The following is a 25,412-nucleotide window of genomic DNA, read 5'->3' on the forward strand; positions in this document are numbered from 1 at the left end:
GAGAATATACAGAAACAATTGCTGGAAATGTACGAATACGATAGCGGCATCTATCGTCTACGTATCCCCGGGGAGTATCAGCATGCGCGTGCTCGTTCTTGGCAGCGGCGTGATCGGCGTTACCAGCGCCTATTACCTGGCCCGCGCCGGCCATGAAGTCACCGTCGTCGACCGCGAAGCCGGCCCGGCGCTCGAGACCAGCTTTGCCAACGCCGGCCAGATCTCGCCCGGCTATGCGTCGCCGTGGGCTGCACCCGGCGTGCCGCTCAAGGCCATCAAATGGATGTTCCAGGAGCACGCACCGCTCACCATCCGCCCGGACGGCACCCTGTTCCAGCTCAAGTGGATGTGGCAGATGCTGCGCAACTGCGACGCGGCCAGCTATGCGCAGAACAAGGAGCGCATGGTCCGCCTGGCCGAGTACAGCCGCGACTGCATCCGCGAGCTGCGCGCCGACACCGGCATCGCCTACGAAGGCCGCCAGCAAGGCACGCTGCAGATCTTCCGCACCCAGCAGCAGCTCGACAGCGCCGCGAACGACATCGCCGTGCTGGAGCGCGCCGGCGTGCCGTACGAACTGCTTTCGCGCGACGACCTCGTGCGCAGTGAACCGGGCCTGGCCTCGACCCGCCACAAGCTGGCCGGTGGCTTGCGCCTGCCCAACGACGAAACGGGCGATTGCCAGCTCTTCACCACGCGCCTCGCTGCGATGGCGGAACAGCTCGGCGTGCGCTTCCGTTTCAACAGCACCATCAACAGCCTCATCTTCAAGAACGACGCCGTGCGCGGCGCGCTGGTCGACGGCCAGCCGGTCGATGCCGACCTCGTGGTGGTGGCGCTGGGCAGCTACAGCACGCCGTTCCTGAAGAACCTTGTGAACGTACCGGTGTATCCGCTCAAGGGTTTCTCGATCACCGTGCCGATGACGGACGCCGAGAAGAGCCCCGTCTCGACCATTCTCGACGAGACGTACAAGGTGGCCGTCACGCGCTTCGACAGCCGCATCCGCGTGGGCGGCATGGCGCAGATCGTCGGTTACGACAAGCGGCTGGACCCAGGCAAGCGCAAGACGCTGGAGTTCGTGGTGAACGATCTGTTCCCGGGTGCCGGCGATGTGTCGCAGGCCTCGTTCTGGACCGGCCTGCGCCCGATGACGCCGGACGGCACGCCGATCGTCGGCCAGACGCCGGTGCGCGGCCTGTGGCTCAACACCGGCCACGGCACGTTGGGGTGGACCATGGCGTGCGGCTCAGGCAAGTTGCTGTCGGATCTGGTGTCGGGTCGTTCGCCCGCCATTCGCGCGGATGACCTCTCGGTGTATCGCTACCTTGGCGGTTCGCCGATGCCGGCAGGCAAGCCTGCGCTGGCCTGAGCGCCGTCGCACCAACGCAAAAGGGAGGCCGAGGCCTCCCTTTTTTCATGCCGGTCGATGCTGCCCGGCAGTGCGGTTTAGAACTGCGCTTCCGGCACGGCGCCGATGGTCTCGCCACCGGTGAGAATGCTCTGCGCAATGCCAGGCGCCTGCGTAAGCAGCACGTCGGCAAACACGCGTGCCGTGGCGATCTTCGCGCCGTAGAAGTTCGGGTCGTCGCTTTCGCGGTCGATGGCAACGAGCAGCGCACGGGCCATCTGCCAGCCCGACAACACGATGCCGCACAGGCGCAGGTACGGCACGCTGCCCGCAAAGACGGCGTTCGGCTGCGCCTTGGTTTGCGCGACCACAAAACGCACCACCGACTCCATCGCCTCACGGCCGGCCGCCAGCCGCGCACGCATGGCCTGGCAATGCGCCCCCCCCTCAGCGGCCAGCGCCGCTTCCACCTTGGCGATTTCCGCGCAGATGCCCAGCGCCACGGCACCACCGTCACGTACCGTCTTGCGGCCGATCAGGTCGTTGGCCTGGATGGCGGTGGTGCCTTCGTAGATCGGCAGGATGCGCGCGTCGCGGTAATACTGCGCAGCGCCCGTCTCTTCGATGAAGCCCATGCCGCCGTGCACCTGCACGCCTAGGCTCGTCACGTCGATGGACATCTCCGTGCTCCAGCCCTTGACAATCGGCACGAGGAATTCGTACAGCGCTGCATTCTGCTTGCGCATCGATTCGTCGACTGCATGATGGCCGGCATCGCATGCGGCGGCGGCCACGTAGGCCAACGCACGCGCGCCCTCGGTCATGGCGCGCATCGTCAGCAGCATGCGCTTCACATCGGGGTGATGGATGATCGGCACCGCCTTGGTAGCGGAGCCGTCCACCGGACGACTCTGCACGCGTTCACGTGCATAGGCGACGGCCTTCTGATACGCGCGCTCCGACACGCCGATGCCCTGCATGCCAACGGCGTAGCGCGCGGCATTCATCATGATGAACATGTATTCAAGGCCGCGGTTTTCTTCGCCGACCAACGTGCCAATCGCGCCGCCGTGGTCGCCGAACTGCAGCACGGCCGTGGGGCTCGCCTTGATGCCAAGCTTGTGCTCGATCGACACGCAGTGCACGTCGTTGCGCGGGCCCAGCGAGCCATCGTCGTTCACGAGGAACTTCGGCACCACGAACAGCGAGATGCCCTTCACACCTTCCGGTGCACCCGGCGTGCGCGCCAGCACCAGGTGGACGATGTTCTCGGCCATGTCGTGCTCGCCCCAGGTGATGAAGATCTTCGTGCCGAAGATCTTGTAGGTACCGTCGCCCACCGGCTCGGCGCGGGTGCGCACGAGTGCCAAGTCGGAACCGGCCTGCGGCTCGGTCAGGTTCATCGTGCCGGTCCATTCGCCCGAGATGAGCTTCGGTACGAACAACTGCTTCTGCGCTTCCGTACCGGCCGTCAGCAGCGCTTCGATGGCGCCATCGGTCAGCAGCGGGCACAGCGCGAACGACAGGTTGGCTGCGTTGAGCATCTCGATGCACGCCGTGGCGATCAGCTTGGGCAGGCCCTGGCCGCCGTACTCCACCGGGTGCTGCACGCCCTGCCAGCCGCCCTGGCCGAACTGGGCAAAGGCCTCCTTGAAACCCGGCGTGGCCGTCACGACGCCGTCCTTCCAGCTGCTCGGGTTCCGATCGCCTTCCACATTGAGCGGCGCAACGACCTCACCGGTAAAGCGCGCGCTTTCTTCCAGCACGGCCTGGGCGGTGTCGGCAGTGGCGTCTTCAAAGCCGGGCAGCTTGGCAACATTGTCCAGACCAGCGAGCTCGTTCATCACGAACAGCATGTCCTTGACGGGGGCTTGATAAGTCATGTCTCTCTCCAACTCTCGTTAAGCGCGATCAGGACGAAACGTCAGCTCGGTCCACACGTCCGCGCCGTCCTGATGGCGCTCGGGCGCATAAAAAAGCCGTTTCCAGACATGGTCGGAAACGGCTTTGCCTGGGGCGCTGCGGCGCACATATCAGCGCGCCGCGCGGTGCGATCAGCCCAGTGCGCTCACCAGCTCCGGCACCACGGTGTTCAGGTCCCCCACGAGGCCGTAGTCCGCCACCTGGAAGATCGGCGCTTCCGGATCCTTGTTGATCGCGACGATGACCTTGGAATCCTTCATGCCGGCCAAGTGCTGGATCGCGCCCGAAATACCGACGGCGATGTACAGTTGCGGCGCGACGATCTTGCCGGTCTGACCCACTTGGTAGTCGTTCGGCACGAAGCCGGCGTCCACTGCGGCACGCGAGGCGCCCAGCGCTGCGCCCAGCTTGTCGGCCAGCGGCGTCAGCACCTTGGTGTAGTTCTCACCCGAGCCTACGCCACGGCCACCTGACACGATGATCTTCGCGGCGGTCAGTTCCGGGCGGTCGCTCTTCGTCACTTCGCGCGAGACGAACTGCGAGATGCCGGCATCAGCCACGGCAGTCAGGTTTTCGGTAGCAGCGGAGCCACCGGTGGCCGCAGCCGGGTCGAATGCCGTGCCACGCACGGTGATCACCTTCACCTTGTCGGCCGATTGCACGGTGGCAATTGCGTTGCCGGCGTAGATCGGGCGCTCGAAGGTGTCGGGGCCGTCGACCTTGGTGATGTCGGACAGCTGGGCCACGTCCAGCTTGGCGGCCACGCGCGGCAGGATGTTCTTGCCGTAGGCGGTGGCGGGCGCCAGGATGTGGCTGTAGTTACCGGCAACGGCCAGGGCCTGCTCGGCGACGTTCTCGGCCAGGCCATCGGCAAACTGCGGCGCATCGGCCACCAGCACCTTGGTCACCCCGGCGATCTGCGCAGCCGCCTGTGCGGCCGCGCTGCAGCCAGCGCCAGCCACCAGCACGTGGACTTCACCGCCGCATTGGGCGGCAGCCGTCACGGTGTTCAGCGTCGCGGCCTTGATGGATTGATTGTCGTGTTCAGCAATAACGAGTGCGGTCATCTTGATCTGCCTGTTCGGTGTGCTTGAAGTTGCGTGCAGTAGCGCGGAGGGACAAACCGCCGCTTACAGCACCTTGGCTTCCGTCTTCAGCTTGGACACCAGCGTCGCCACGTCGGGCACCATGACGCCAGCACTGCGCTTCGGCGGCTCGACCACCTTCAGCGTCTTCAGGCGCGGTGCAACGTCCACGCCCAGTTCTTCGGGCTTGACCGTGTCGAGTTGCTTCTTCTTCGCCTTCATGATGTTCGGCAGCGTCACGTAGCGCGGCTCGTTCAGGCGCAGGTCGGTGGTGACCACGGCCGGCAGCTTGAGCGACAAGGTCTCCAGGCCGCCATCCACTTCTCGCGTGACGGAAGCCTTGCCGTCTGCGATCTGCACCTTCGAGGCGAACGTGGCTTGCGGCAGGCCTGCCAGCGCAGCCAGCATCTGGCCGGTCTGGTTGGCATCGTCGTCAATGGCTTGCTTGCCCAGGATGATCAGCTGCGGCTGTTCCTTGTCGACGATGGCCTTGAGCAGCTTGGCCACCGCCAGCGGCTGCAGTTCTTCGTTCGTCTCGACCAGGATGCCACGGTCCGCGCCGATGGCCATGGCGGTGCGCAGGGTTTCCTGGCACTGCGTCACGCCGCACGACACGGCGACCACTTCCGTCGCAACGCCCGCTTCCTTCAGGCGGACCGCCTCTTCCACGGCGATCTCGTCGAACGGGTTCATGCTCATCTTCACGTTGGCCAGATCGACACCGCTGCCGTCCGTCTTCACGCGGACCTTCACGTTGTAATCGATCACGCGCTTGACTGCGACCAGGACTTTCATGCGCTCACTCCACTAATTGATAAGACGATTTTGCAAAACGCCGGCCATTATAAGGGGGGCCAGTCGGCCGCGTTAAATTTCCGAACGGTCGTGCTATTTTAACCATGAAAAATTGCCGGACGCCAGTGAAACGTCCGGCAATCTGCTTGGTAGAGCCCTCTATCGGATCGACGCAGCGATCAGAATGTGATTACCAAGCCACAATGACGGCGTCCTTGTACTTGGCCTTCACAAAGGCCTTGACCGTGTCGGAGTGGTACGCCTTGACCAGCTTGGCCACCCACGGCTGGTCCTTGTCCGCCGTGCGCACGGCGATCACATTGGCATACGGGCCCTTCGAGCTTTCGATGGCGATGCCATCCCTGGTCGGATCCAGACCGGCCTTCTCGGCGTAGTTGCCGTTGATGGCGGCGGCGTCCAGGTCGTCGAGCGAACGCGGCAGTTGGGCGGCGTCCAGTTCAACGAACCTCAGCTTCTTCGGGTTCTCGGCCACATCGCGCGGCGAGGCCTTGAAGCCAGCGTTCGGCTTGAGTTTGATCACGCCCTGCGACTGCAGCAGCAACAGGGCTCGGCCGCCGTTGGTCGGATCGTTCGGCAGGCCAAAGCGTGCGCCTTCCTTCAGGTCCTTCAGCGACTTGATCTTCTTCGAGTAGATGCCCATCGGGAAGGTGATGGTCTGGCCGACGCTCACGAACTTGTAGCCGCGCGTGGCGACCTGGTCGTCCAGATACGGCTGATGCTGGTAGCTGTTGGCGTCGAGGTCACCGGCAGCGAGGGCGGCGTTCGGCTGGATGTAGTCGTTGAACTCGACGATCTGGAGCTTCACGCCATCCTTCTCGGCGACCTTCTTCACCTCTTCCATGATCTCGGCGTGCGGGCCGGCGGTCACGCCGATCTTGATGGGCTTGCTCTGGGCCAGGGCGCTGCCCGCGGCCAGTGCCAGCGCGGCGCCGAGGCTCGCAGACCATTGCAGCAGTTGACGACGGTTCATTGTGTTTCCTCGTTTTGTCTGTCGAATGAAGGATTAACGATGGCTGAGGCGGCGCACGAGCCAGTCGCCCGTCGATTGCACCGCCTGTACGAAGACGATCAGGATGACGACGACCGCCAGCATGATGTCCGATTCATAGCGCTGGTAGCCGTAGCGGATGCCCAGGTCGCCCAGGCCGCCGCCACCGATGGTGCCGGCCATGGCCGAATAACCGACCAGGCTGACGAAGGTGATCGTCAGGCCGGCGAGGATGCCGGGCATGGCCTCCGGCAGCAGCACCTTGTAGACGAGCTGGCCCGTGGTCGCCCCCATCGACTGCGCGGCTTCGATCAGGCCGCGGTCCACTTCGCGCAAGGCGGTTTCCACCAGGCGCGCGATGAACGGAATCGCGGCGATGGTCAACGGAACGATGGCCGCGGCCGTGCCGATGGACGAACCGGCCAGCAGGCGCGTGAACGGAATCACCGCCACCAGCAGGATGATGAACGGCACCGAGCGCACGGCATTGACGACGAGGCCCGCCACGCGGTTGAACACCGGCGCCGACAGCACGCCGCCCGGCACCGTCAGATACAGCAGCACCCCCAACGGCACGCCGAACAGCCCGCCGATGCCCCCGGACACGCCCACCATGGCAAGCGTTTCCCAGAAGGCGGGCAGAAACAGGTCGGTCAGGTCAGACCACATGATTGATCTCCTCCACCACCACGCCTTGCTCGCGCAGGAAGTTCATCGCATTGCTGATGTCGTTGATATCGCCCGTGGCCAGAATGGCCAGCGAGCCGAAAGCCTGGCCCTGGATCTCGTCGATGTGGCCGTGCAGGATGTTGAAGTCGAGCCCATAGTGGCGGATCGCCTGGGCGAGCACCGGCTGGTCCACGCCTGCGCCGGTAAAGGCCAGGCGGAACAGGTGGTCGCGGCCGCCGTGCTCGCGGGCCGTCAGGCGGCTCTCCACGCGCGCCAGCACCGAGGGCGGCAGCTCCTGCGAGATCACCTCGCCGATGAGCGCGCGCGTCACATCGTGCTGCGGCTTGAGGAACACGTCGATCACGCGGCCAAGCTCGACCACGCGGCCAGCGTCGAGCACCGCCACGCGGTCGCACACCTGCTTGATGACTTCCATCTGATGCGTGATCAGGACGATGGTCAGGCCGAGCTCGCGATTGATCTTGCGCAGCAGATCGAGAATCGAGCGCGTCGTCTCCGGATCCAGCGCGGACGTCGCCTCATCAGAGAGCAGCACGTCGGGCTGGCTCGCCAGCGCGCGGGCGATGCCGACGCGCTGCTTCTGCCCCCCCGAAATCTGCGCGGGGTAGCGATCCTTGTGGGCGGACAAGCCGACGAGCTCCAGCAGCGGCAGCACGATCTCGCGGATGCGCTCGCGCGACGTGCCGGCCAGTTCGAGCGGCAGCGCCACGTTGTCGTACACCGTCCGCGACGACAGCAAATTGAAGTGCTGGAAGATCATGCCGATCTTGCGGCGCGCCTGGCGCAGCCCGTCGGCGTTGAGTGCGGTGAGTTCCTGCCCCGCCACGGTGACGGTGCCCGCGGTCGGGCGGTTCAGCAGGTTGATGACGCGCACGAGCGTGCTCTTGCCCGCGCCGCTGCGGCCGATGATGCCGAACACCTCGCCGCGCTCGATGGTCAGGTCGACGTCACGCAGTGCGTGGACGTCGGCACCGCCCGCCCCCCGAAAGTGCTGCGATATCCCCTTGAGTTCAATCATGCGTTCCATGCAAAAACGGCAACCGCCCTGATCCAGGCTGTTGCCGTCTCGTTCTTGTTTGAAATAAGGCGCTAGTGTAAGGCAGCCGCTACATGCGAGGAACGATTCTTTAACGATGTCTTTATTACTTTTTCGAATGTCACCGACGATTCGTCATCGTTCAGCACCTAAAGCTCCGCGAGTGCCTTGACGTGGGCCACCACGCTGCGGCCCAGCGCGCTCAGGTTGTAACCGCCCTCCAGGCAGCTGACGATGCGGCCGTTGGCGTGCGTACGCGCGACGTGCATGAGCTGTTGCGTGATCCAGGCGTAATCGGCTTCGACCAGCCCCAACTGGCCGAGATCATCTTCACGATGCGCGTCAAAGCCGGCGGAGATGAACAGCATCTGCGGCCGGAACGCTTCGAGACGCGGCAGCCAGATCGTCTCCACGACTTCGCGCACGGTCAGGCCGTTGGTATAGGCGGGCAGCGGGATGTTGACCATGTTGGGCGCCACCGCCTCGGTACCAGAATACGGATAGAACGGGTGCTGGAAGATGCTGCACATCAGCACGCGGGGCTCGTCGCGAAACGCGGCCTCGGTGCCGTTGCCGTGGTGCACGTCGAAATCGATGATCGCTACGCGCTGCAGGCCGTGATGGTCCAGCGCATGACGCGCAGCCACCGCCACGTTGTTGAAGAAGCAGAAGCCCATGGCGCGCCCCGGCTCGGCATGGTGACCGGGCGGTCGCACGCTGCAGAAGGCGTTCTCGAGCTCGCCGGCGATGACCTTGTCAGTGGCATCCACCGCCGCGCCGGCCGCCAGCACGGCCGCCATGTAGGTGTGCGGGTTCATCGAGGTGTCGGGATCGATGGGCGTGTAGCCCGCGATCGGCACATTCGCCACGAGCTCGCGCACGTATTCCGGGCGATGGACGCGGCACAGTTGCGCCTCGGTGGCGGGGGGTGCCTCGCACGGCACGAGCAGGTCTTCGATGCGGCTTGCGATGAGCTGGTCTTCGATCGCGCGCAGGCGGTCCGGGCATTCGGGATGATGAGGCCCCATCTCGTGCCGGAGAAATTCAGGATGCGTATAGAGGCCGGTCGCCATGTTGGTGTTGTGATCCGGTGCTTCGGTGTCTCCAGCCGATACGTTAGCACGGCGACACGGCGTCGCACGCGGGCCCGTTGCCAAGGTGGTCCGGCAGAACCATCCGCTACAATGCCCCGGTCCTGTCCGAAGCCTGCCCATGAGCCAATCGCCTTCTCTCCGTCGTCCCGTGTTGCGCGCCCTGGTCGCAGGTGCCGCACTCTCCGCGCTGTCCTTCCCTGCGCTCTCGCTGGCAGCCAAGAAAGCCACCCGTTCGTCGAAGCGCCGCGTGGCGGTGCATGAAGAAGAGATCGACCCCGACCGCTACCGCAACAACCCGCAGACGCAGGCCTTCATCGGCATGCTGGTCAGCGAGTACAACTTTGATCGCCCCTCGCTCGAGGCCTTGTTTGCCGGCACGGCGTATTCCGCCACCGTGTCGCGGCTCATCATGCCGCCGGCCACGCCCGGCCGCCGTAGCTGGACGGCCTATCGCGGCCGCTTCATCGAGCCGATTCGCATCGGCGCTGGCGTCGAGTTCTGGCAGCAATACGGCGACACGCTGCGCCGTGCCGAGAAGGAATTCGGCGTCCCGGCCGACGTGATCGTCGGCATCCTCGGCGTGGAGACCATCTATGGACGCGACATGGGCAACTTCCGCGTGATGGATGCGCTGTCCACGCTGGCCTTCGACTACCCCGACACGCCCAATCGCGAAGAACGCAGCGCGATGTTCCGCAACCAGCTCAAGGACTACCTGCTCTGGTGCCGCGACACCGGCACGGACGCGTTCTCGGTGCTGGGCTCATATGCCGGCGCGGTAGGCATTCCGCAATTCATGCCGACCAGCATCCGCGAATACGCCATCGACTACGACCGCGACGGCCATATCGACCTGCGCAACAGCGCCGTGGATGCCATCGGCAGCGTCGCGCGCTTCCTGCAGATGCACGGCTGGGAACCTGGTCGCCCGGTGATGTGGAACATCGCCGCCGACGCCGACAGCCTGGGCATCGCTGCGGCAGCCGCAGACGGCCAGCCGTATCCGCGCATGACGCTGTCCAAGCTCACGCGTGCCGGGCTGGCACTGGCAGCGGGCGTCGATGCAGCGCGCGAACAGGAGACCGACGTGCTCGTGATCGACCTGCCCACGCCGGGCCAGTCGACCGAATACCGCATCGGCCTGCGCAACTTCTACGTTCTCACGCGCTACAACCGCAGCTTCTTCTACGCGGCCGCCGTGTACGAGCTGGGCCAGGCCGTGCGCCAGGCCATGCGGGGCTGAGCCGCACGGGTGTAAAGACAAAGCGCAGCCGAAGCTGCGCATTTTTTGTGTGGCCACACCCTGCGTGGTCAGGCAGGAAACACGCCTGTCGACAGATAGCGGTCGCCGCGGTCGCACACAACGAACACGATCGTCGCGTTCTCGACTGCTTCGGCCACCCGCAGCGCCACGCACAACGCGCCCGCCGCCGAGATACCGCAGAAGATGCCCTCTTCGCGGGCCATCCGACGCGCCATGTGCTCGGCATCGGATTGACTGACCGGCTCGGTACGATCGATGTACTTCGGATCGTAGATCTTCGGCATGTACGCCTCGGGCCACTTGCGGATGCCAGGAATGCGCGAGCCTTCTTCAGGCTGCGCCCCGATGATCTGGATGGCGGGGTTCTTTTCCTTCAGAAAGCGCGACACCCCCGTGATCGTGCCCGTCGTACCCATCGCCGAGACAAAATGCGTGATGCGGCCTTCGGTCTGCTGCCACAGCTCGGGACCGGTGGTTTCGTAGTGCGCCAGCGGATTGTCGGGGTTGGCAAACTGGTCGAGGATGACGCCCTTGCCTTCCTTCTCCATCGCGTCGGCCAAGTCGCGCGCATACTCCATGCCACCCTTGACGGGGGTCAGGATGATTTCCGCACCGTAGGCTGCCATGCTCTGGCGGCGCTCAACTGACAGGTCTTCGGGCATGATCAGCACCATCTTGTAACCGCGGATGGCCGCCGCCATGGCGAGCGCAATACCGGTGTTGCCAGACGTGGCTTCGATCAGCGTATCTCCCGGTTTGATGCGGCCGCGCGCCTCTGCGCGCTTGATCATGGACAGCGCGGGCCGATCCTTGACCGAGCCTGCCGGATTGTTGCCTTCGAGCTTGCCAAGGATGACGTTGCCGCGGCGGGCGTTGCCTTCGCCGGGAATGCGCTGGAGCTGGACCAACGGCGTATTGCCGATGGTGTCTTCAATGGTGAGATAAGCCATGATGCGTGCGAGACCGGAATCGGCTCATTGTAATCCAGCGCCGGAAGTGGGCTGACAACCCTTTGCAGCACATGGCAAAACGCCCCGCACGGGCGAGGCGTTGTCGGCGTGAGCGCGGGAAGGCTTACTTCTTCTTGGCGTCCTTGCCGTCCTTCTTGGCACCGGGGCGGGCAGGCGCTGCTGTGCCGAACGTCAACCCTTCGTTTTGCAGCTTGGCGAGCGTCTTGTCGCCGACGCCGGAAACGCGCGACCTGAAGTCATTGGCGTCCTTGTACGGACCGTTCTTCGTGCGCTCGTCGATGATGGCCTTGGAACGCTTGGGGCCAATGCCCGACAGCGTCTCGAGGGCGGCATGATCCGCCGTATTCACATCCACGGCCGCCCATGATGCGGACAGCATCGACAGCGACATCAAGGCAACGGCCAACAGCTTCTTCAACATGTGCTTCTCCTATGGTGAGAGGAAAAAAGAAAACCGCCACGTGGCATGGCGGTTTCGGCACATCTTAAAGAGCATCACGAGGATGCCAAGCGCGCTGACAAAAAATCACGCGTTGTCTGATTGGGTGGCCTCAGACTGGTTGCTTCAGCAGCCATTGGCAGTAGCGCGATACGCCTTCCTGCACCGTCAGGAACGGCGCCGTGTAACCGGCCGCACGCAAGCGCGACTGGTCAGCCTGCGTGAAGCACTGGTACTTGCCACGCAGCGCATCCGGGAACTTCACATACTCGATCAAGCCTTCCTGCGCGAGTTCTTCGGTGGAGAGCGCCGGCTTGCCGTCGGCCTCACGCAGCGTGTTGACGACCGTCGTAGCGATGTCGTTGAAGGGCTGGGCACGACCCGTCCCGAGGTTGAAGATGCCCGATTTGTCCGGATGGTCGAAGAAGAACAGGTTGACCTTCACCACGTCTTCCACCGACACGAAATCACGCATCTGGCCGCCTTGCGGGTAGCCGTTGTACTCGCCGAACAGCTTGACGGTGCCTTCTTCGCGGAACTGGTTGAAGTTGTGGAACGCCACGGATGCCATGCGTCCCTTATGCTGCTCGCGCGGGCCGTAGACGTTGAAGTAGCGGAAGCCGGCAATCTGCGACAGCGCGGTCGGCATGATACGGCGCACGACCTGGTCGAACAGCAGCTTGGAATAACCGTACACGTTCAGCGGCCGCTCGAACTCGGGCTCTTCGCGGAACGTTTCCGACGCGCCATACGTCGCCGCAGACGACGCGTAGAGGAACTGCACGCCCTGATCCAGGCACGCGCGCATCACCCCCAGCGAGTAGCGGTAGTTGTTGTCCATCATGTAGCGGCCGTCGGTCTCCATGGTGTCGGAGCAGGCGCCCTCATGGAAGATCGCGCGGACCTTGCCAAAATCGCCGCGCGCAAAGCGTTCGACAAACTCGGTCTTGTCGAGGTAATCGCTGATCTGGCAGTCGACGATGTTCTTGAACTTGTCGGCGCGCGTGAGGTTGTCGACGGCAATGATGTCGGTCTCGCCGCGCTCGTTCAGGCCCTTGACGATGTTGGCGCCGATGAAGCCGGCCGCGCCGGTGACGATGATGGTCATGATGCGTGGGAGAAAAGTTCTGCGTGGGTGACAACTGCCGTACCGAGCTTGCCGACAACGATGCCGCCCGCACGGTTGGCGTACTGCACGGCTTCCTTGATGTTCGCGCCGGCGCCCAGCAGCGTGGCCAGCGTGGCGATCACGGTATCGCCGGCACCCGAGACGTCGAACACCTCGCGCGCCTGAGCCGATACGTGCAGCACTTCGTGCTCGGTGTAGAGCGTCATGCCTTCTTCCGACCGAGTGAGCAACAGCGCCTCGAGCTGCAGGTCACGGCGCAGGTTCTGCGCGCGGATGGTCAGGTCCTGCTCCGATTTCCACGAACCGACCACCTGGCGCATCTCCGCACGGTTGGGCGTGATCATGGTGGCGCCCTTGTAGCGCGAATAGTCATCGCCCTTCGGGTCGACCAGCACGCGACGGCCGGCATGGCGTGCGACATCGATCATCTTGCCCACGTGCGTCAGCCCGCCCTTGCCGTAATCGGAGAGCACCACAACGTCATGCTGCGGCACCAGCGCACCAAAACGATCCAGCACCGACATCAGCACTTCGTGCGTGGGCGGGTTTTCGAAGTCAACGCGGATCAACTGCTGCTGGCGCGCCAGTACGCGCAGCTTGATGGTCGTGTTGACCGCCGGATCGCGGTGCAGATGGCCCGCGACGTGGCTCTCGTTCAGCAGCGCTTCAATGCTGCGGCCCGGCTCGTCGTCGCCGATCACGCCAAGCATGGCCGCCTGTGCGCCAAGCGCCGCCACGTTCCGCGCCACGTTGGCTGCACCGCCCAGGCGCTCGTCCTGGCGTTTGATCTGCACCACCGGCACGGGCGCTTCCGGCGAAATCCTGTCGACATCGCCAAACCAGTAGCGGTCGAGCATCATGTCGCCCACCACGAGGATGCGGGCGGCGCGGATCTGTTCGGAGACGGGCGTGGTCATGGGTCTAGGATGCGGCAGCAGCCGAGGTCACGGCAATTACGATTGGGTGGAGCGCCCGATGGCCTGGTATTCGAAGCCCGCTTCACGCATGGCTTGCGGCTCGAACAGGTTGCGGCCATCGAAGACCATCGGCGTTTTCAGCAGCGCCTTCACGGCTTGGAAGTCGGGGCTGCGGAACGCCTTCCACTCGGTCACGATGACGAGGGCGTCGGCGTTCCTGAGTGCGTCCATCTGACCGGCACAGAACGTTACGCGTTCCAGTTGTTCCGCAGAAAGATCGAGCGCCAGTGCGCGGCGGGCCTCTTCCATGGCAACCGGGTCATACACCTGTACGCGTGCGCCACGCGCCAGCAGCGCGGCGATCAGGATGCGGCTCGGCGCCTCGCGCATGTCGTCGGTATTCGGCTTGAAGGCCAGGCCCCAGATGGCAAACGTGCGGCCGGTCAGGTCAGCGCCCATGCGCGCTTCAATCTTGCCGACCAGCACTTCCTTCTGCTTGTCGTTGACGGCCTCGACGGCCTCGAGCACATGCAGCTTCTGGCCGTACTCCTGCGCGGTGCGCACGAGCGCCTGCACATCCTTCGGGAAGCACGAGCCGCCGTAGCCGGTGCCGGCGTAGAGGAAGCTGTAGCCGATACGCGGGTCGGAGCCGATGCCCAGGCGCACGAGCTCGATGTCGGCACCCACCTTGTCGGCCAGGTTGGCCATCTCGTTCATGAACGAAATGCGCGTGGCCAGCATCGAGTTGGCGGCGTACTTGGTGAACTCGGCCGAACGTACGTCCATGTAGAACGTCCGTTCGTGGTTGCGGTTGAACGGCGCGTACAGCGTGCGCATCATGGCCTTGGCGCGCAGGCCGTTTTCGTCGCTGTAGGTGCCGAGCACGATGCGGTCCGGGCGCATGAAGTCATCCACCGCCGCACCTTCCTTCAGGAACTCGGGATTGGACACCACCGAGAAGCCGACGTCGGACTTGCCGCGCCTGGCCAGCACTTCGTCAACCGCGGCGCGCACCTTGTCGCCCGTACCCACCGGCACGGTGGACTTGTCGACGATCACCTTGAAGCCATCCATGTGCTCGGCGATGTTGCGCGCGGCAGCCAGCACGTACTTCAGGTCAGCCGAGCCGTCTTCATCGGGCGGCGTCCCCACGGCGATGAACTGCACGTCACCGTGCGCCACGCTGGCGGCCACGTCCGTGGAAAACCGGATGCGGCCTGCGGCGCGATTGCGCTCGATCAGCTCCTTCAAGCCGGGTTCGTAGATGGGTACACCGCCGGCGTTGAGCAGGTCGATCTTCTTCTGGTCGACGTCGAGGCAGAAGACATCGTTGCCGAGTTCGGCCAGACACGCGCCGGTAACCAGACCGACATAACCACTACCGATGATGGTGATTTTCATACGAACACTTCAAGGATTGAAAACACGCCGGCGCGGCCTGACACAGGCCACGCCAGACTGAATTACATGCTCGCCCCGCCACTGCCGCCCAACGTTTCCGTGCGGCGCGGGGCATATGTTTCCCAGCGGTTGCAGCCGGGACACTGCCAATAGAACAGACGGGCGCGGAAGCCGCATTCCTGGCAGGTGTAGCGTGCCAGGTTGCGCGTCCGGCTTTGCAGCAGGTCGCGGATGGCACCAAGATCCTGCGCGCGCTGGATATCAGCGTTGACGCCCGACTCGACCGGATCTGCCAGCGCGCTCTCGGCCACCTCGGCCGTCGCCACGGGCTCGTGGCTCACCGCCTCCGACGCACGCGTCGCCTCGGCCTCCACCAGGCGCGTCAACGCCATCAACGAAGGCTGGCGGCGAATCTGGTCGCGCATCAACGCCACGGCGTCGTCGATACCGTGCACGTCGAGCTCATACTTGTAGACCGTGTCCAGCAATTCGGGGCCCAGACGCGCGTCCATCTTGGAGCGCAGCCACGCCAAGCCCTCGGCGGCACGGCCGAGCTGGGTATACGCCTTCATCAGACGCTCGGACACCAGCGGCAGGAACGCCACATTCTGCTGCTCGATGCTGCGCCAGCGCTTGATCGCGCCTTCAATATCGCCCTGCCCCTGCGCCACGTCGCCCAACTGGATGGTCGCGCGTACATTCTTCGGGTTTTCGGCGAGGGCCTGCTCGAGCCATTCGACAGCGGTCGGGACGTCCTTGCGCTGCAGGGCTTCCTGCGCCAACTCGCAGCAGAACTGCGCGATCTGCACGGAATAGTCCTTGCCCTGCAGCTTCTGCAGTTCGCGCGCCGCGTCGATGGCCTTGCGCCACTCCTTCTCGACTTCGTACAACTCCAGCAGCACGCGCTTGGCCGGCTCGGCAAACGCGCCTTCCATCAACATGCGCAGGGATTCTTCGGCACGATCCAGCAGGCCGGCGCGCAAGAAGTCCTGGCCCAGCTCGTACAGCGCATGATCGCGTTCGTTGGCCGGCAGATCCGGACGATTAACGAGATTCTGGTGCACACGGATCGCGCGTTCGGTCTCGCCGCGCCGGCGAAACAGGCTGCCCAATGCGAAGTGAAGCTCGGTCGTTTCCGGGTCCAGACGCGCAACTTCGATGAAGGCGTCGATGGCCTTGTCGGGTTGTTCGTTCAGGAGGAAATTCAGGCCCTTGAAGTACGAGCGCGGCAGCGATGACTGCTCGGTGCGCAACTGGCGCGCGTCGAGCCGAGCAGCCGCCCAACCCAGGCCGAACACCAGCGGGATGGCAAGCAGCCACCAGAGATCGAAATCCATGCGTCAGACCTTGGGGCCGGGAACGTGATAGGGAGAGTCGGCAACCACGGGCGCATTCGGCCCAGCCGCCGCGCCCTCTTCGGATTTCATGCGGCCGATCTGCCGACGCAGCCGGCTTGCAGCAAAACGATGTCGCATCACACGCGGCGCCATCGCGAGCATGGCCAGCAGGATACCGGCCACGAAAAACGCCAGCACAATCAGAATCAGCGGCGCATGCCACACCACGCCAAACGGCAGCAGCAGCGAGACTTCCGCCGTGTTGTGCAGTGCCAGCACGAAGAGCAGCACAAACAACAGGATGCGGATGACCCAGACAAGAAATTTCATGCGGATTCGAAAAACGGACGGCGTGTGGCGGCCAATAGGGCGCGACTGACGGGTTGTGCCGCATTGTAGCGGATTCACATAGCGGCCAGCCACGCGGGTGCGCCGCCGCAATGACATCGCAAAACAAAAACGCCCCGGCAAAGCGGGGCGTCTCTGAAACTGCCAATTCCAACCAAGACTCAACGCGACATAGCCAGCGGCACCGCCACATCGGCCGAAAAACCGGCCGTCTGGCGATTGCTGTCAGCCTGTCGGGCGGCCTTGACAGCCGTGAGCGACAGAGCTGGCTCGCCCTCCGAGGAGGATTCGCCTTGTCGCTCCAGGCTGCGGTCGACCCGCTCGCGCAACTCCTTGCCCGCCTTGAAGTGAGGCACCCGCTTTTCGGGCACCAGGACCTTCTCGCCGGACTTGGGGTTGCGGCCTACACGCGGCGGACGACGGTTCAGACCAAAACTGCCAAACCCGCGGATCTCGATGCGGTGGCCGTCTGCAAGCGCATCCGACATCGCATCCAGGATCGTCTTGACCGCGATGTCCGCATCCCGCAGCAGGAGCTGCGGAAAACGGGCGGCCAGCTTTTCCACGAGTTCAGACTTGGTCATGGGCATCTTGCGCGCGTCCTTGTAGGTCGACCCGGTGGATGCTTACTGGTTGGTTTCGTTCAGCTTGGCCTTCAGCAGCGCGCCGAGGTTCGTGGTGCCAGCGGTGCTGGTGTCAGCCGCGAACTTCTGCATGGCTTCTTGCTGGTCAGCGCTGTCCTTGGCCTTGATCGACAGGTTGATGTTGCGCGACTTGCGATCGATGTTGACGATCATTGCCGTCACCGACTCGCCTTCCTTCAGCACGTTGCGGGCGTCTTCCACGCGGTCGCTCGAGATTTCCGAGGCACGCAGGTAGCCTTCCACGTCGTCAGCCAGCTGCACCACGGCGCCCTTCGGATCCACAGCCTTGATCGTACCGGTCACCACGGCGCCCTTGTCGTTGGCCGAGATGAAGTTGTTGAACGGGTCACCCGACAGTTGCTTGATACCCAGCGAGATGCGTTCCTTGTCGACGTCGATGGCCAGCACCACGGCTTCCACTTCGTCGCCCTTCTTGTACTTGCGAACGGCTTCTTCGCCCGATTCCTGCCACGACAGGTCCGACAGGTGCACCAGGCCGTCGATGCCGCCCGGCAGGCCGATGAACACGCCGAAGTCGGTGATCGACTTGATCTGGCCGGCCAGCTTGTCGCCCTTCTTGTGGTTGCGAGCGAAATCGTCCCACGGGTTGGCCTTGCACTGCTTCATGCCCAGGCTGATACGACGCTTGTCTTCGTCGATGTCCAGGACCATGACTTCCACTTCGTCGCCCAGCTGGACAACCTTGGACGGAGCAACATTCTTGTTGGTCCAGTCCATTTCCGACACGTGGACCAGGCCTTCGATGCCGGCTTCGATCTCGACGAACGCGCCGTAGTCGGTCAGGTTGGTCACCTTGCCGAACAGGCGGGTGCCTTGCGGGTAGCGGCGCGAGATGCCGACCCACGGATCTTCGCCAAGTTGCTTGACGCCCAGCGAGACGCGGTTCTTCTCTTGGTCGAACTTGAGGATCTTGGCGGTGATTTCCTGGCCAACCGACAGCACTTCGCTCGGGTGACGCACACGACGCCATGCCAGGTCGGTGATGTGCAGCAGACCGTCGATGCCACCCAGATCCACGAACGCGCCGTAGTCGGTGATGTTCTTGACGATACCGTTGACGATGGCGCCTTCCTTGAGCGTTTCCATCAGCTTCTGGCGCTCTTCGCCCAGCGTGGCTTCCACCACGGCGCGGCGCGACAGCACAACGTTGTTGCGCTTGCGGTCCAGCTTGATGACCTTGAATTCGAGGGTCTTGCCTTCGTACGGCGTGGTGTCCTTGATCGGACGCACGTCGACGAGCGAACCCGGCAGGAATGCACGAATACCGTTGACCATGACGGTCAAGCCGCCCTTCACCTTGCCGGTCACGGTACCGGAGATGATTTCGCCGGATTCCAGTGCCTTCTCAAGGTTCAGCCACGAAGCCAGGCGCTTGGCCTTGTCGCGCGACAGGATCGTGTCGCCGTAGCCGTTTTCCAGTGCATCGATCGCGACCGAAACGTAGTCGCCGACTTGCACTTCCAGCTCGCCCTGATCGTTCAGGAATTCCTCGACCGGGACAAAGGCTTCGGACTTCAGGCCCGCGTTCACAACGACGAAGTTGTGGTCGATACGCACAACTTCCGCAGAGATCACCTCACCCGCCTTCATATTGGAACGGGCGATCGACTCTTCGAACAGGGCGGCAAAAGATTCGTTAGTTTGGGACATAAAAATGGGCATCCGCAAAACATGCCTCGCATTGCTTTCGCGTCAGTGGCGAAGACACGCATGCGGGGTTACGAGTTGAACAACGCCAGCAATGGCAACACCATCACCGGCACCGATCGGACCAAACCGCAGGTCATTGCGCCTTGGCGCCCTGCACCTGCCGGTACCAGTCCAGTACCTGCGCGACCACCTCATCGATCGTCATGTCGGACGAATCAAGCAGCCGTGCATCCTGCGCCGGACGCAGCGGCGCGACACTGCGGGTACGATCCCGCAAATCGCGCGCCTCCAAGTCCTGCGAAAGACTTTCCACTGTAGCAGAAAATCCCTTTGCAATCAATTGTTTATAGCGCCTCTCGGCGCGCGCCTGGACGCTTGCCGTGAGGAACACCTTGAGCACCGCTTCGGGAAAAACCACGGTGCCCATGTCGCGCCCGTCCGCCACCAGGCCAGGCGCTTCCAGAAAGGCACGCTGGCGAGCATGGAGGGCATTCCGCACCGCTCCGTGCACGGCAATGGCCGAGGCCTGGTTGCCGACCGACTCGTGGCGCAGCGCCTGGCTCACATCTTCGCCCTTAAGCCAGATGTGGTCTGCCTTGAAGCGCACATCCAGCGTGCTGGCGATGCGAACGAGGTTTTCGACGTCGTGCTCGTCGACGTTCTCGCGCATGCTGCACAGCGCTACGAGGCGGTACAACGAGCCGCTGTCGAGCAGGTGAAAGCCAAGCAGGTCCGCTACTTGGTGCGCGACAGTGCCCTTGCCGGACGCAGTCGGGCCGTCGATGGTAATGACAGGGTGCGGCGTGGAAGCAGTGGCGTCGGACATGATCGAGCGAAGGCAGTTAATTGCGTTTCAGGCGGTAATGCCGCCGAACGCGGTGAAATATTCAGGGAACGTCTTGGCCACGCAACGGGGGTCGTTGATGCGCACGGGCACCGGGCCGAACGCCGCCAGGGAGAAGGCCATCGCCATACGATGGTCTTCGTAGGTGTCGATCCCGTCGGCGGGTTCGGTCCATTGCGACGGCGGCGTCACACGGATGTAGTCTGCGCCCTCTTCGACCGTGGCGCCGAGCTTGCGCAGTTCGGTGGCCATGGCGCTCAGACGGTCGGTTTCCTTCACGCGCCAGCTCGCGATATTGCTCAGCGTCGTCGTGCCGTCGGCAAAGAGCGCCGCCACAGCCAGCGTCATGGCCGCGTCGGGGATGTGGTTGCAGTCCAGCTCCACTGCGTGGAGCTTGCCATCGTCGCGCTCGACGCCGCGCACCTCGATCCAGTTGTCGCCGGCCATGACGTTGGCGCCCATGCGGTTGAGCGCGTCGGCAAAGCGGACATCGCCCTGGATGCTCGACAGCCCGACACCCTCTACGCGCACCGGCCCCCCACCCAGCGCGCCGGCGGCCAGGAAATACGACGCCGACGAGGCATCGCCCTCCACGAAGATCTCGCCCGGCGCCTGGTAGGCCACGCCCGTGGGCACGGTGAACGACGCCCAGCCTTCGCGCGCCACCTGCACACCAAAGCGCGCCATGAGGTTCAGCGTGATCTCGATGTAGGGCTTGGAGATCAGCTCGCCGACGACTTCGATGGTCACGGTGCCGCTGGACTGAACCAACGGCAGCGCCATCAGCAGCGCGGTGAGGAACTGGCTCGACACATCGCCGCGCACGCGGATCGGCGCATCGATCCTGACCGGCGCGGCATGAATGGCCAGCGGCGGATAACCCTCGTTGCCGGTGTAGTCGATGCGCGCGCCCACTTGGCGCAGGCCATCGACGAGATCGCCGATCGGCCGCTCGTGCATGCGTGGCACGCCATGCAGGGTGTACTCGCCGCCCTGCAAGGCAAGCGCAGCGGTCAGCGGCCGGATCGCCGTGCCGGCGTTGCCCATGAACAGGTCCGCAGCCTTGCTCGGGAAGCGCCCTCCCGTGCCGCTCACCCGATAGGCGTTGTTGCCGAGCGCACCTACCGAGACGCCCAGTTTGCCCAGCGCGTCCAGCATGACCCGCGTGTCATCGGAGTCGAGCAGCTCGCGCACGGTGGTCTCCCCCTGCGCAAGCGCGGCCAGCAGCAGCACCCGGTTGGAGATGCTCTTCGAACCCGGCAACTTGATGGTGCCGCGCGCCCTCTTCAGCGGGCCGACGTCGAGATGTTCCATGAATCCAGTCAGTTCAAAACAAGAACGTTATTCGGGTTGGTTGATCGCTGTCGTGCGTTGCGGCCATGCGAGACGCGCTTGGCTTGCGCGGCGGAACACGCGCTCGAGCGCATCGCCATCGCGTTCGGCAATCATGGCCTTCAGGCGGCCGATCAGGGCTTCGTAGGTCGTCAGTTCGCGCAACAACGCTTCGCGGTTTGATAGGCAGATGTCGCGCCACATCTCGGGCGACGATGCCGCAATGCGCGTGAAGTCGCGGAAGCCGCCGCCGGCAAAGTCGAGCTTGAGCTCGGCGTCCTCCGCATTGATGATCTGGGCGACCAGCGCGTACGCGAGGACGTGCGGCAAATGGCTGACCGACGCGAACACCGCGTCATGCTGCACGGCCGACATGATGTGGCAATGGGCGCCCGCGGCTTCCCACATGCCCTGCACGCGCGCCACATCGGCGCGGCGATTTTCCTGCAGCGGGCAGATCACGGTCTTCTTGCCGACATAGAGATCGGCCAGCGCTGCTTCCACACCGTTCAACTCGCGGCCGGCGATGGGATGCGCGGGCACGAACTGGCTCACCTGATCGCCGAGCGCCGTCTTGGCCGCCATGATGACGTCGGACTTGGTGCTGCCGGCGTCTGTCACGATGGTCTCCGGCCCCAGGTGCGGCTGCATGGCGAGCAGCAGGGGCAGCGTCTGCGCCACGGGTGCACAGAGCACGACCATGTCGGCTTCGCGCACCGCCTCCTCCATCGGCAAAGCCTCGTCGATCACGCCGAGCCGGACCGCCGTTTCCAGCGACGCGGCCGAGCGGCCCACACCGACGACATGCCCAACGACACCCGCGCGGCGCAACGCGAGCGCCAGCGAACCACCGATCAGGCCAACGCCGGCAATCACCAAACGGGAACTGGAAAAAGAAGAGGCCACAACACCGCCCTGCCGGAAAAAAGCAAAGCGGCATTGTAGCCCGATGTGCCCGGCGCCCGATGCCGACTCAGGGGGCCCAGCGCTTCGACCGAGGTGAGCCGAAGATTTCAGTGCGCCGACGGGTAGGACCCCAGCACCTTGAAATAGGCCGCATCGTGTCGCAGCTTCTCGAGCGCACGCGCGACTTGCGGATCACGCTGATGGCCTTCCACGTCGACGTAGAAGTAGTACTCCCATGCGCCGCTGCGCGCCGGGCGCGATTCAAAGCGGCACATCGACACGCCGTTCTCGGCCAACGGAGCGAGCAGCCGGTACACGGCGCCGGCCTCGTTCGGCACTGACAGGATCAGCGACGTCTGGTCGCGCCCACTCGGTTCCGTCTCGTAATTGCCGATGACGACAAAGCGCGTGCGGTTGTGGGGATCGTCCTCCACGTTCGCACGCACCACGTGAAGCCCATAGCGGTTGGCGGCCTGCACGCTCGCCAGCGCGGCCACCGAATCGTCCTCGCCCGCCATGCGTGCCGCTTCGGCATTGCTCGACACCGCCTCGCGCGGCAGATTCGGGTAATTCGTATTCAGCCAGCGCTGGCACTGCGCCAGTGCCTGGGCGTGTGCCCGCACGACCTTCACCTGCGACATGTCGCCGGTCTTGTGCAGCAGGTTGTGATGCACCCGCAGCGCAATCTCGCCGCTGATCTTCAACGACGTCTGCAGGAACAGATCGAGCGTGCGCGACACCACGCCTTCGGTCGAATTCTCGACCGGCACCACGCCGCAATCGACGGTACCGGACTCGGCCGCGCGGAATACCTCATCGATGCTCGGACACGGCATCGGCTGGATCTCGTGGCCAAAATGCGCGATCACCGCCTGCTCCGAGAATGTGCCGGCGGGGCCGAGGTAGCCGATGCGCAGCGCCTGCTCCAGCCCGCGGCAGGCAGACATCACCTCGCGCCAGATGGCGGCGATGCTCTCATCGTGCAGCGGCCCCGGGTTGCTCGACTGCATCTTGCGGATGACCTGCAGCTCGCGGTCCGGCCGGAACGCCGGCGACGAATAGCGTTTCTTCACCTCGCCCACTTCCTGCGCCACCTTGGCGCGATCCGAGAGCAGCGTGAGCAGTTGACTGTCGATGGCGTCGATTTGCATGCGCAACGGCGCCAGTTCCGCCGCCAATGCAGCGTCCTTGTTTTGCTTCGTATCGTCTGACTGACTGGTCATTGTCGGAATCGGGTTCGGCAACGGAGGTCGCCAATGGTGCACAAGGCGAGCGCTTGCGCGATGTTCTGTCCTGGCTTCGGCGCCTCTCGTCAGGCCGATGCGCGCTCGAAGTCGCGCATGAACTCGACCAGTGCCTCCACCCCTTCCAGCGGCATCGCGTTGTAGATGCTCGCCCGCATGCCGCCGACGGACTTGTGGCCCTTGAGCTGCACCAGCCCCCGTTCGCGCGCCTGCGCGAGGAAGGCGTCGTTGCGCGATTCGTCGTTGAGGAAAAACGGCACGTTCATGCGCGAGCGGCACGACGGATGGATCTCGTTGCGATAGAAGCTGCTGGCGTCGATGAAGTCGTACAGCATCTTGGACTTGACGATGTTGCGCGTCTCGAGCGCTTCCACGCCGCCCTGGCGCTTGATCCACTGGAACACCAGTCCGGCGATATAAATCGCGTAGGTGGGCGGCGTGTTGTACATCGAGCCGTTCTCGGCCACCAGGCGCCAGTTGAATGCCGACGGGCACAGCGGATGGGCATGGCCCAGCAGATCCTTGCGAACGATGGCGATCGTCAGGCCCGCCGGACCAATGTTCTTCTGCGCACCGCCGTACAGCACTTGATAACCGCTCCAGTCGATGGGGCGCGACAGGATGTGGCTCGACACGTCAGCGACTACGACGCGCCCATGCGACTGCCCAATGTTCGGCGTCTCCTGGTATTCGACACCGACAATCGTCTCGTTCGTGCACAGATGCACATAGGCCGCGTCGCTCGACAACTGCCACGTCGACACATCGGGAATCTTGTGAAAGCGCTGGGCCTCGCTGGTGGCCGCGATGTTGACCGCCCCGTACTTGCGGGCCTCCTGCTGCGACTTGACCGACCACGTGCCCGTGACGACGTAGTCCGCCTTCGGTGCGTCGGCCGACAACCGGCGCATCAGGTTCAGCGGCACGATGGCGTTTTCGGCGATGGCCCCGCCCTGCAGGAACAGGATCTCGTAGTTGTCGGGCACCGCCAGCAGTTCGCGCAGGTCGCCAAATGCCTGCGCCAGGATGCTTTCGAACTCGCGGCCGCGATGGCTCATCTCCATCACGCTCATGCCGCTGCCGTGCCACGAGAGCATCTCCTCCTTCGCCTGCTCGAGTACTTCGGCAGGCAGCACCGCCGGGCCTGCGGAGAAGTTGTACACGCGTGCCTGGCTGGCTTGGAGGGCTCGATCCGCTTGGTTCATGGGGCGAAGGGGCAAAAGAAAAATGGCTGTCTGGGCGCAAACCCAAACAGCCATTATCTACCAACTGGCGGCGCCACGGGAATTGAGCCCCGGCGCCCACCCAGCTTGATCGATTACTTCGAGGCGGCGGTCACTTCCTTGTCGGCCATGTCGCGCATCTTCTTGCCGACTTGCGGACCGTACTTCTGCATCACGGTGCCCCACACCTCCTGCATGGCCTTGCCTTGGTTGGCCATGAACTTCTGGCCGCTCGGTGTCTTCAGGAAGGCGGTCAGGTCCTTGATTTCCTGGGTGGAGTAATACTTGCCCAGCGCGTCATAGTGAGCCTGCAGGGCGTCCTTCTGGAACGCTGCCGTCTCAAAGTCCTTGCCGGCGCTGTCCGTCATGCGCTGCACGGCGCCATTCTTCTTGAGCTTTTCGACAGCGGCCTGCTTTTGCTTGTCGTTCAGGCTCTTGTTCTCGACCAGCGCCTGCTCCAGCACCAGCGGAGCTTCTTGCTTGGCGCCATTTTCGAGCGCCTCACCCTGACCCTTGATGGCCGCATCGACGTTCATGGTCGTCAGCAGTTCCTTGATGGCTGCCGTCTTGTCGGCATCGCCACCAGCGCTCTGCGCGAATGCGAACAACGGCGCAAAACCGGCTACCACGATCAGATGTTTGAGACTCTTGTGCATTGTTGCTCCCTTGAGATAAGCGTTGCGTTTAGGCCGGCCGCATCACACAGAAGTTCCGGCCTCTGCCTCGCACAGGTCCGGCATCATGACAGAACTGCGCCTG

24 protein-coding genes are annotated in these 25,412 nt (G+C 64.0%); 2 read left to right on the forward strand and 22 right to left on the reverse strand.

Annotation, left to right across the window (positions count from 1 at the left end; translation table 11 throughout):
• Window positions 1–82: 82 nt before the first annotated feature.
• Window positions 83–1,372 carry a D-amino acid dehydrogenase gene (locus tag A6M56_RS23630; protein ID WP_102079490.1) on the forward strand — a complete coding sequence of 430 codons (1,290 nt, stop codon included), beginning with the start codon at window positions 83–85 and terminating at the stop codon, window positions 1,370–1,372.
• Window positions 1,373–1,449: 77 nt separating this feature from the next.
• On the opposite strand, the gene A6M56_RS23635 is transcribed toward A6M56_RS23630, so the two are convergent.
• The 7 genes from A6M56_RS23635 to A6M56_RS23665 all read right to left on the reverse strand — a co-directional run bounded on the left by A6M56_RS23635 (window position 1,450) and on the right by A6M56_RS23665 (window position 8,962).
• Complete coding sequence (locus A6M56_RS23635; protein WP_102079489.1) at window positions 1,450–3,234, reverse strand: acyl-CoA dehydrogenase; 1,785 nt, start codon at window positions 3,232–3,234, stop codon at window positions 1,450–1,452.
• Window positions 3,235–3,405: 171 nt separating this feature from the next.
• A complete protein-coding gene (locus tag A6M56_RS23640; RefSeq protein ID WP_045786350.1) occupies window positions 3,406–4,341 on the reverse strand; it encodes an electron transfer flavoprotein subunit alpha/FixB family protein in 936 nt (311 codons plus the stop codon).
• A 63-nt stretch (window positions 4,342–4,404) separates the two neighbouring features.
• Window positions 4,405–5,154 carry an electron transfer flavoprotein subunit beta/FixA family protein gene (locus A6M56_RS23645; protein ID WP_102079488.1) on the reverse strand — a complete coding sequence of 250 codons (750 nt, stop codon included), beginning with the start codon at window positions 5,152–5,154 and terminating at the stop codon, window positions 4,405–4,407.
• Between the two features lie 190 nt (window positions 5,155–5,344).
• Complete coding sequence (locus tag A6M56_RS23650; protein WP_102079487.1) at window positions 5,345–6,145, reverse strand: MetQ/NlpA family ABC transporter substrate-binding protein; 801 nt, start codon at window positions 6,143–6,145, stop codon at window positions 5,345–5,347.
• 33 nt (window positions 6,146–6,178) lie between these two features.
• The gene (locus tag A6M56_RS23655; protein ID WP_045786347.1) at window positions 6,179–6,832 is read right to left on the reverse strand and encodes a methionine ABC transporter permease; all 654 of its coding nucleotides are present in this window, start codon (window positions 6,830–6,832) and stop codon (window positions 6,179–6,181) included.
• On the reverse strand, window positions 6,822–7,871 hold the full coding sequence (locus tag A6M56_RS23660; RefSeq protein WP_045787820.1) for a methionine ABC transporter ATP-binding protein: 1,050 nt from the start codon (window positions 7,869–7,871) through the stop codon (window positions 6,822–6,824). The genes A6M56_RS23655 and A6M56_RS23660 overlap by 11 nt, the downstream gene beginning before the upstream one ends.
• Window positions 7,872–8,038: 167 nt before the next feature.
• Window positions 8,039–8,962 (reverse strand): histone deacetylase family protein, encoded by a 924-nt coding sequence (locus A6M56_RS23665; protein WP_045786346.1) that lies wholly within the window; start codon window positions 8,960–8,962, stop codon window positions 8,039–8,041.
• Window positions 8,963–9,101: 139 nt separating this feature from the next.
• On the opposite strand from A6M56_RS23665, the gene mltB reads away from it, so the two are divergent.
• A complete protein-coding gene (gene mltB, locus A6M56_RS23670) occupies window positions 9,102–10,226 on the forward strand; it encodes a lytic murein transglycosylase B (RefSeq protein WP_045786345.1) in 1,125 nt (374 codons plus the stop codon).
• A gap of 68 nt (window positions 10,227–10,294) precedes the next feature.
• Here the strand turns inward: mltB and cysM are convergent, their stop codons facing one another.
• From cysM to A6M56_RS23745, 15 genes are all read right to left on the reverse strand, one after another.
• Window positions 10,295–11,197: a cysteine synthase CysM gene (gene cysM, locus A6M56_RS23675; protein WP_045786344.1), complete on the reverse strand. Its 903-nt coding sequence runs from the start codon at window positions 11,195–11,197 to the stop codon at window positions 10,295–10,297.
• A 124-nt stretch (window positions 11,198–11,321) separates the two neighbouring features.
• The gene (locus A6M56_RS23680) at window positions 11,322–11,639 is read right to left on the reverse strand and encodes a ComEA family DNA-binding protein (RefSeq protein ID WP_045786343.1); all 318 of its coding nucleotides are present in this window, start codon (window positions 11,637–11,639) and stop codon (window positions 11,322–11,324) included.
• 130 nt (window positions 11,640–11,769) lie between these two features.
• Window positions 11,770–12,765 carry an ADP-glyceromanno-heptose 6-epimerase gene (gene rfaD / locus A6M56_RS23685; RefSeq protein ID WP_045786342.1) on the reverse strand — a complete coding sequence of 332 codons (996 nt, stop codon included), beginning with the start codon at window positions 12,763–12,765 and terminating at the stop codon, window positions 11,770–11,772.
• Entirely contained in the window at window positions 12,762–13,703 is a 942-nt protein-coding gene (rfaE1, locus tag A6M56_RS23690; RefSeq protein ID WP_062739390.1) for a D-glycero-beta-D-manno-heptose-7-phosphate kinase, read from the reverse strand. Before rfaE1 ends, rfaD begins: the two co-directional genes overlap by 4 nt.
• A gap of 36 nt (window positions 13,704–13,739) precedes the next feature.
• Window positions 13,740–15,104, reverse strand: coding sequence for a UDP-glucose dehydrogenase family protein (locus A6M56_RS23695; RefSeq protein ID WP_045786341.1), 1,365 nt, complete (start codon window positions 15,102–15,104; stop codon window positions 13,740–13,742).
• Between the two features lie 62 nt (window positions 15,105–15,166).
• Window positions 15,167–16,441 (reverse strand): lipopolysaccharide assembly protein LapB, encoded by a 1,275-nt coding sequence (gene lapB / locus A6M56_RS23700; protein ID WP_045786340.1) that lies wholly within the window; start codon window positions 16,439–16,441, stop codon window positions 15,167–15,169.
• Between the two features lie 3 nt (window positions 16,442–16,444).
• Complete coding sequence (locus A6M56_RS23705) at window positions 16,445–16,771, reverse strand: LapA family protein (protein ID WP_045786339.1); 327 nt, start codon at window positions 16,769–16,771, stop codon at window positions 16,445–16,447.
• Window positions 16,772–16,950: 179 nt separating this feature from the next.
• Window positions 16,951–17,379 carry an integration host factor subunit beta gene (locus A6M56_RS23710; RefSeq protein WP_045786338.1) on the reverse strand — a complete coding sequence of 143 codons (429 nt, stop codon included), beginning with the start codon at window positions 17,377–17,379 and terminating at the stop codon, window positions 16,951–16,953.
• Window positions 17,380–17,415: 36 nt separating this feature from the next.
• Window positions 17,416–19,104 carry a 30S ribosomal protein S1 gene (gene rpsA, locus A6M56_RS23715; RefSeq protein WP_045786337.1) on the reverse strand — a complete coding sequence of 563 codons (1,689 nt, stop codon included), beginning with the start codon at window positions 19,102–19,104 and terminating at the stop codon, window positions 17,416–17,418.
• A 133-nt stretch (window positions 19,105–19,237) separates the two neighbouring features.
• Window positions 19,238–19,930, reverse strand: coding sequence for a (d)CMP kinase (gene cmk / locus A6M56_RS23720; protein WP_102079486.1), 693 nt, complete (start codon window positions 19,928–19,930; stop codon window positions 19,238–19,240).
• Between the two features lie 27 nt (window positions 19,931–19,957).
• Window positions 19,958–21,262 carry a 3-phosphoshikimate 1-carboxyvinyltransferase gene (gene aroA / locus A6M56_RS23725; RefSeq protein WP_062739392.1) on the reverse strand — a complete coding sequence of 435 codons (1,305 nt, stop codon included), beginning with the start codon at window positions 21,260–21,262 and terminating at the stop codon, window positions 19,958–19,960.
• Between the two features lie 27 nt (window positions 21,263–21,289).
• Window positions 21,290–22,186: a prephenate dehydrogenase gene (locus A6M56_RS23730; protein ID WP_045786334.1), complete on the reverse strand. Its 897-nt coding sequence runs from the start codon at window positions 22,184–22,186 to the stop codon at window positions 21,290–21,292.
• A 107-nt stretch (window positions 22,187–22,293) separates the two neighbouring features.
• Window positions 22,294–23,409 carry a prephenate dehydratase gene (gene pheA / locus A6M56_RS23735; protein WP_045786333.1) on the reverse strand — a complete coding sequence of 372 codons (1,116 nt, stop codon included), beginning with the start codon at window positions 23,407–23,409 and terminating at the stop codon, window positions 22,294–22,296.
• A gap of 89 nt (window positions 23,410–23,498) precedes the next feature.
• Window positions 23,499–24,635 carry a 3-phosphoserine/phosphohydroxythreonine transaminase gene (gene serC / locus A6M56_RS23740; RefSeq protein WP_062739393.1) on the reverse strand — a complete coding sequence of 379 codons (1,137 nt, stop codon included), beginning with the start codon at window positions 24,633–24,635 and terminating at the stop codon, window positions 23,499–23,501.
• A gap of 113 nt (window positions 24,636–24,748) precedes the next feature.
• Complete coding sequence (locus A6M56_RS23745) at window positions 24,749–25,309, reverse strand: DUF2059 domain-containing protein (protein WP_045786331.1); 561 nt, start codon at window positions 25,307–25,309, stop codon at window positions 24,749–24,751.
• Window positions 25,310–25,412: the final 103 nt, after the last annotated feature.

The sequence above is a fragment of the Ralstonia sp. RL genome (assembly GCF_001683835.1).
Lineage (GTDB): Bacteria > Pseudomonadota > Gammaproteobacteria > Burkholderiales > Burkholderiaceae > Ralstonia > Ralstonia mannitolilytica.

Excerpts from the sequence above, each read along its gene's own strand:
- A6M56_RS23630 (WP_102079490.1), top strand. The coding sequence starts at position 83 with ATGCGCGTGCTCGTTCTTGGCAGCGGCGTGATCGGCGTTACCAGCGCC.
- A6M56_RS23635 (WP_102079489.1), bottom strand. The coding sequence starts at position 3,234 with ATGACTTATCAAGCCCCCGTCAAGGACATGCTGTTCGTGATGAACGAG.
- A6M56_RS23640 (WP_045786350.1), bottom strand. The coding sequence starts at position 4,341 with ATGACCGCACTCGTTATTGCTGAACACGACAATCAATCCATCAAGGCC.
- A6M56_RS23645 (WP_102079488.1), bottom strand. The coding sequence starts at position 5,154 with ATGAAAGTCCTGGTCGCAGTCAAGCGCGTGATCGATTACAACGTGAAG.
- A6M56_RS23650 (WP_102079487.1), bottom strand. The coding sequence starts at position 6,145 with ATGAACCGTCGTCAACTGCTGCAATGGTCTGCGAGCCTCGGCGCCGCG.
- A6M56_RS23655 (WP_045786347.1), bottom strand. The coding sequence starts at position 6,832 with ATGTGGTCTGACCTGACCGACCTGTTTCTGCCCGCCTTCTGGGAAACG.
- A6M56_RS23660 (WP_045787820.1), bottom strand. The coding sequence starts at position 7,871 with ATGATTGAACTCAAGGGGATATCGCAGCACTTTCGGGGGGCGGGCGGT.
- A6M56_RS23665 (WP_045786346.1), bottom strand. The coding sequence starts at position 8,962 with ATGGCGACCGGCCTCTATACGCATCCTGAATTTCTCCGGCACGAGATG.
- mltB (WP_045786345.1), top strand. The coding sequence starts at position 9,102 with ATGAGCCAATCGCCTTCTCTCCGTCGTCCCGTGTTGCGCGCCCTGGTC.
- cysM (WP_045786344.1), bottom strand. The coding sequence starts at position 11,197 with ATGGCTTATCTCACCATTGAAGACACCATCGGCAATACGCCGTTGGTC.
- A6M56_RS23680 (WP_045786343.1), bottom strand. The coding sequence starts at position 11,639 with ATGTTGAAGAAGCTGTTGGCCGTTGCCTTGATGTCGCTGTCGATGCTG.
- rfaD (WP_045786342.1), bottom strand. The coding sequence starts at position 12,765 with ATGACCATCATCGTCACCGGCGCGGCCGGCTTCATCGGCGCCAACATC.
- rfaE1 (WP_062739390.1), bottom strand. The coding sequence starts at position 13,703 with ATGACCACGCCCGTCTCCGAACAGATCCGCGCCGCCCGCATCCTCGTG.
- A6M56_RS23695 (WP_045786341.1), bottom strand. The coding sequence starts at position 15,104 with ATGAAAATCACCATCATCGGTAGTGGTTATGTCGGTCTGGTTACCGGC.
- lapB (WP_045786340.1), bottom strand. The coding sequence starts at position 16,441 with ATGGATTTCGATCTCTGGTGGCTGCTTGCCATCCCGCTGGTGTTCGGC.
- A6M56_RS23705 (WP_045786339.1), bottom strand. The coding sequence starts at position 16,771 with ATGAAATTTCTTGTCTGGGTCATCCGCATCCTGTTGTTTGTGCTGCTC.
- A6M56_RS23710 (WP_045786338.1), bottom strand. The coding sequence starts at position 17,379 with ATGCCCATGACCAAGTCTGAACTCGTGGAAAAGCTGGCCGCCCGTTTT.
- rpsA (WP_045786337.1), bottom strand. The coding sequence starts at position 19,104 with ATGTCCCAAACTAACGAATCTTTTGCCGCCCTGTTCGAAGAGTCGATC.
- cmk (WP_102079486.1), bottom strand. The coding sequence starts at position 19,930 with ATGTCCGACGCCACTGCTTCCACGCCGCACCCTGTCATTACCATCGAC.
- aroA (WP_062739392.1), bottom strand. The coding sequence starts at position 21,262 with ATGGAACATCTCGACGTCGGCCCGCTGAAGAGGGCGCGCGGCACCATC.
- pheA (WP_045786333.1), bottom strand. The coding sequence starts at position 23,409 with ATGACCAGTCAGTCAGACGATACGAAGCAAAACAAGGACGCTGCATTG.
- serC (WP_062739393.1), bottom strand. The coding sequence starts at position 24,635 with ATGAACCAAGCGGATCGAGCCCTCCAAGCCAGCCAGGCACGCGTGTAC.
- A6M56_RS23745 (WP_045786331.1), bottom strand. The coding sequence starts at position 25,309 with ATGCACAAGAGTCTCAAACATCTGATCGTGGTAGCCGGTTTTGCGCCG.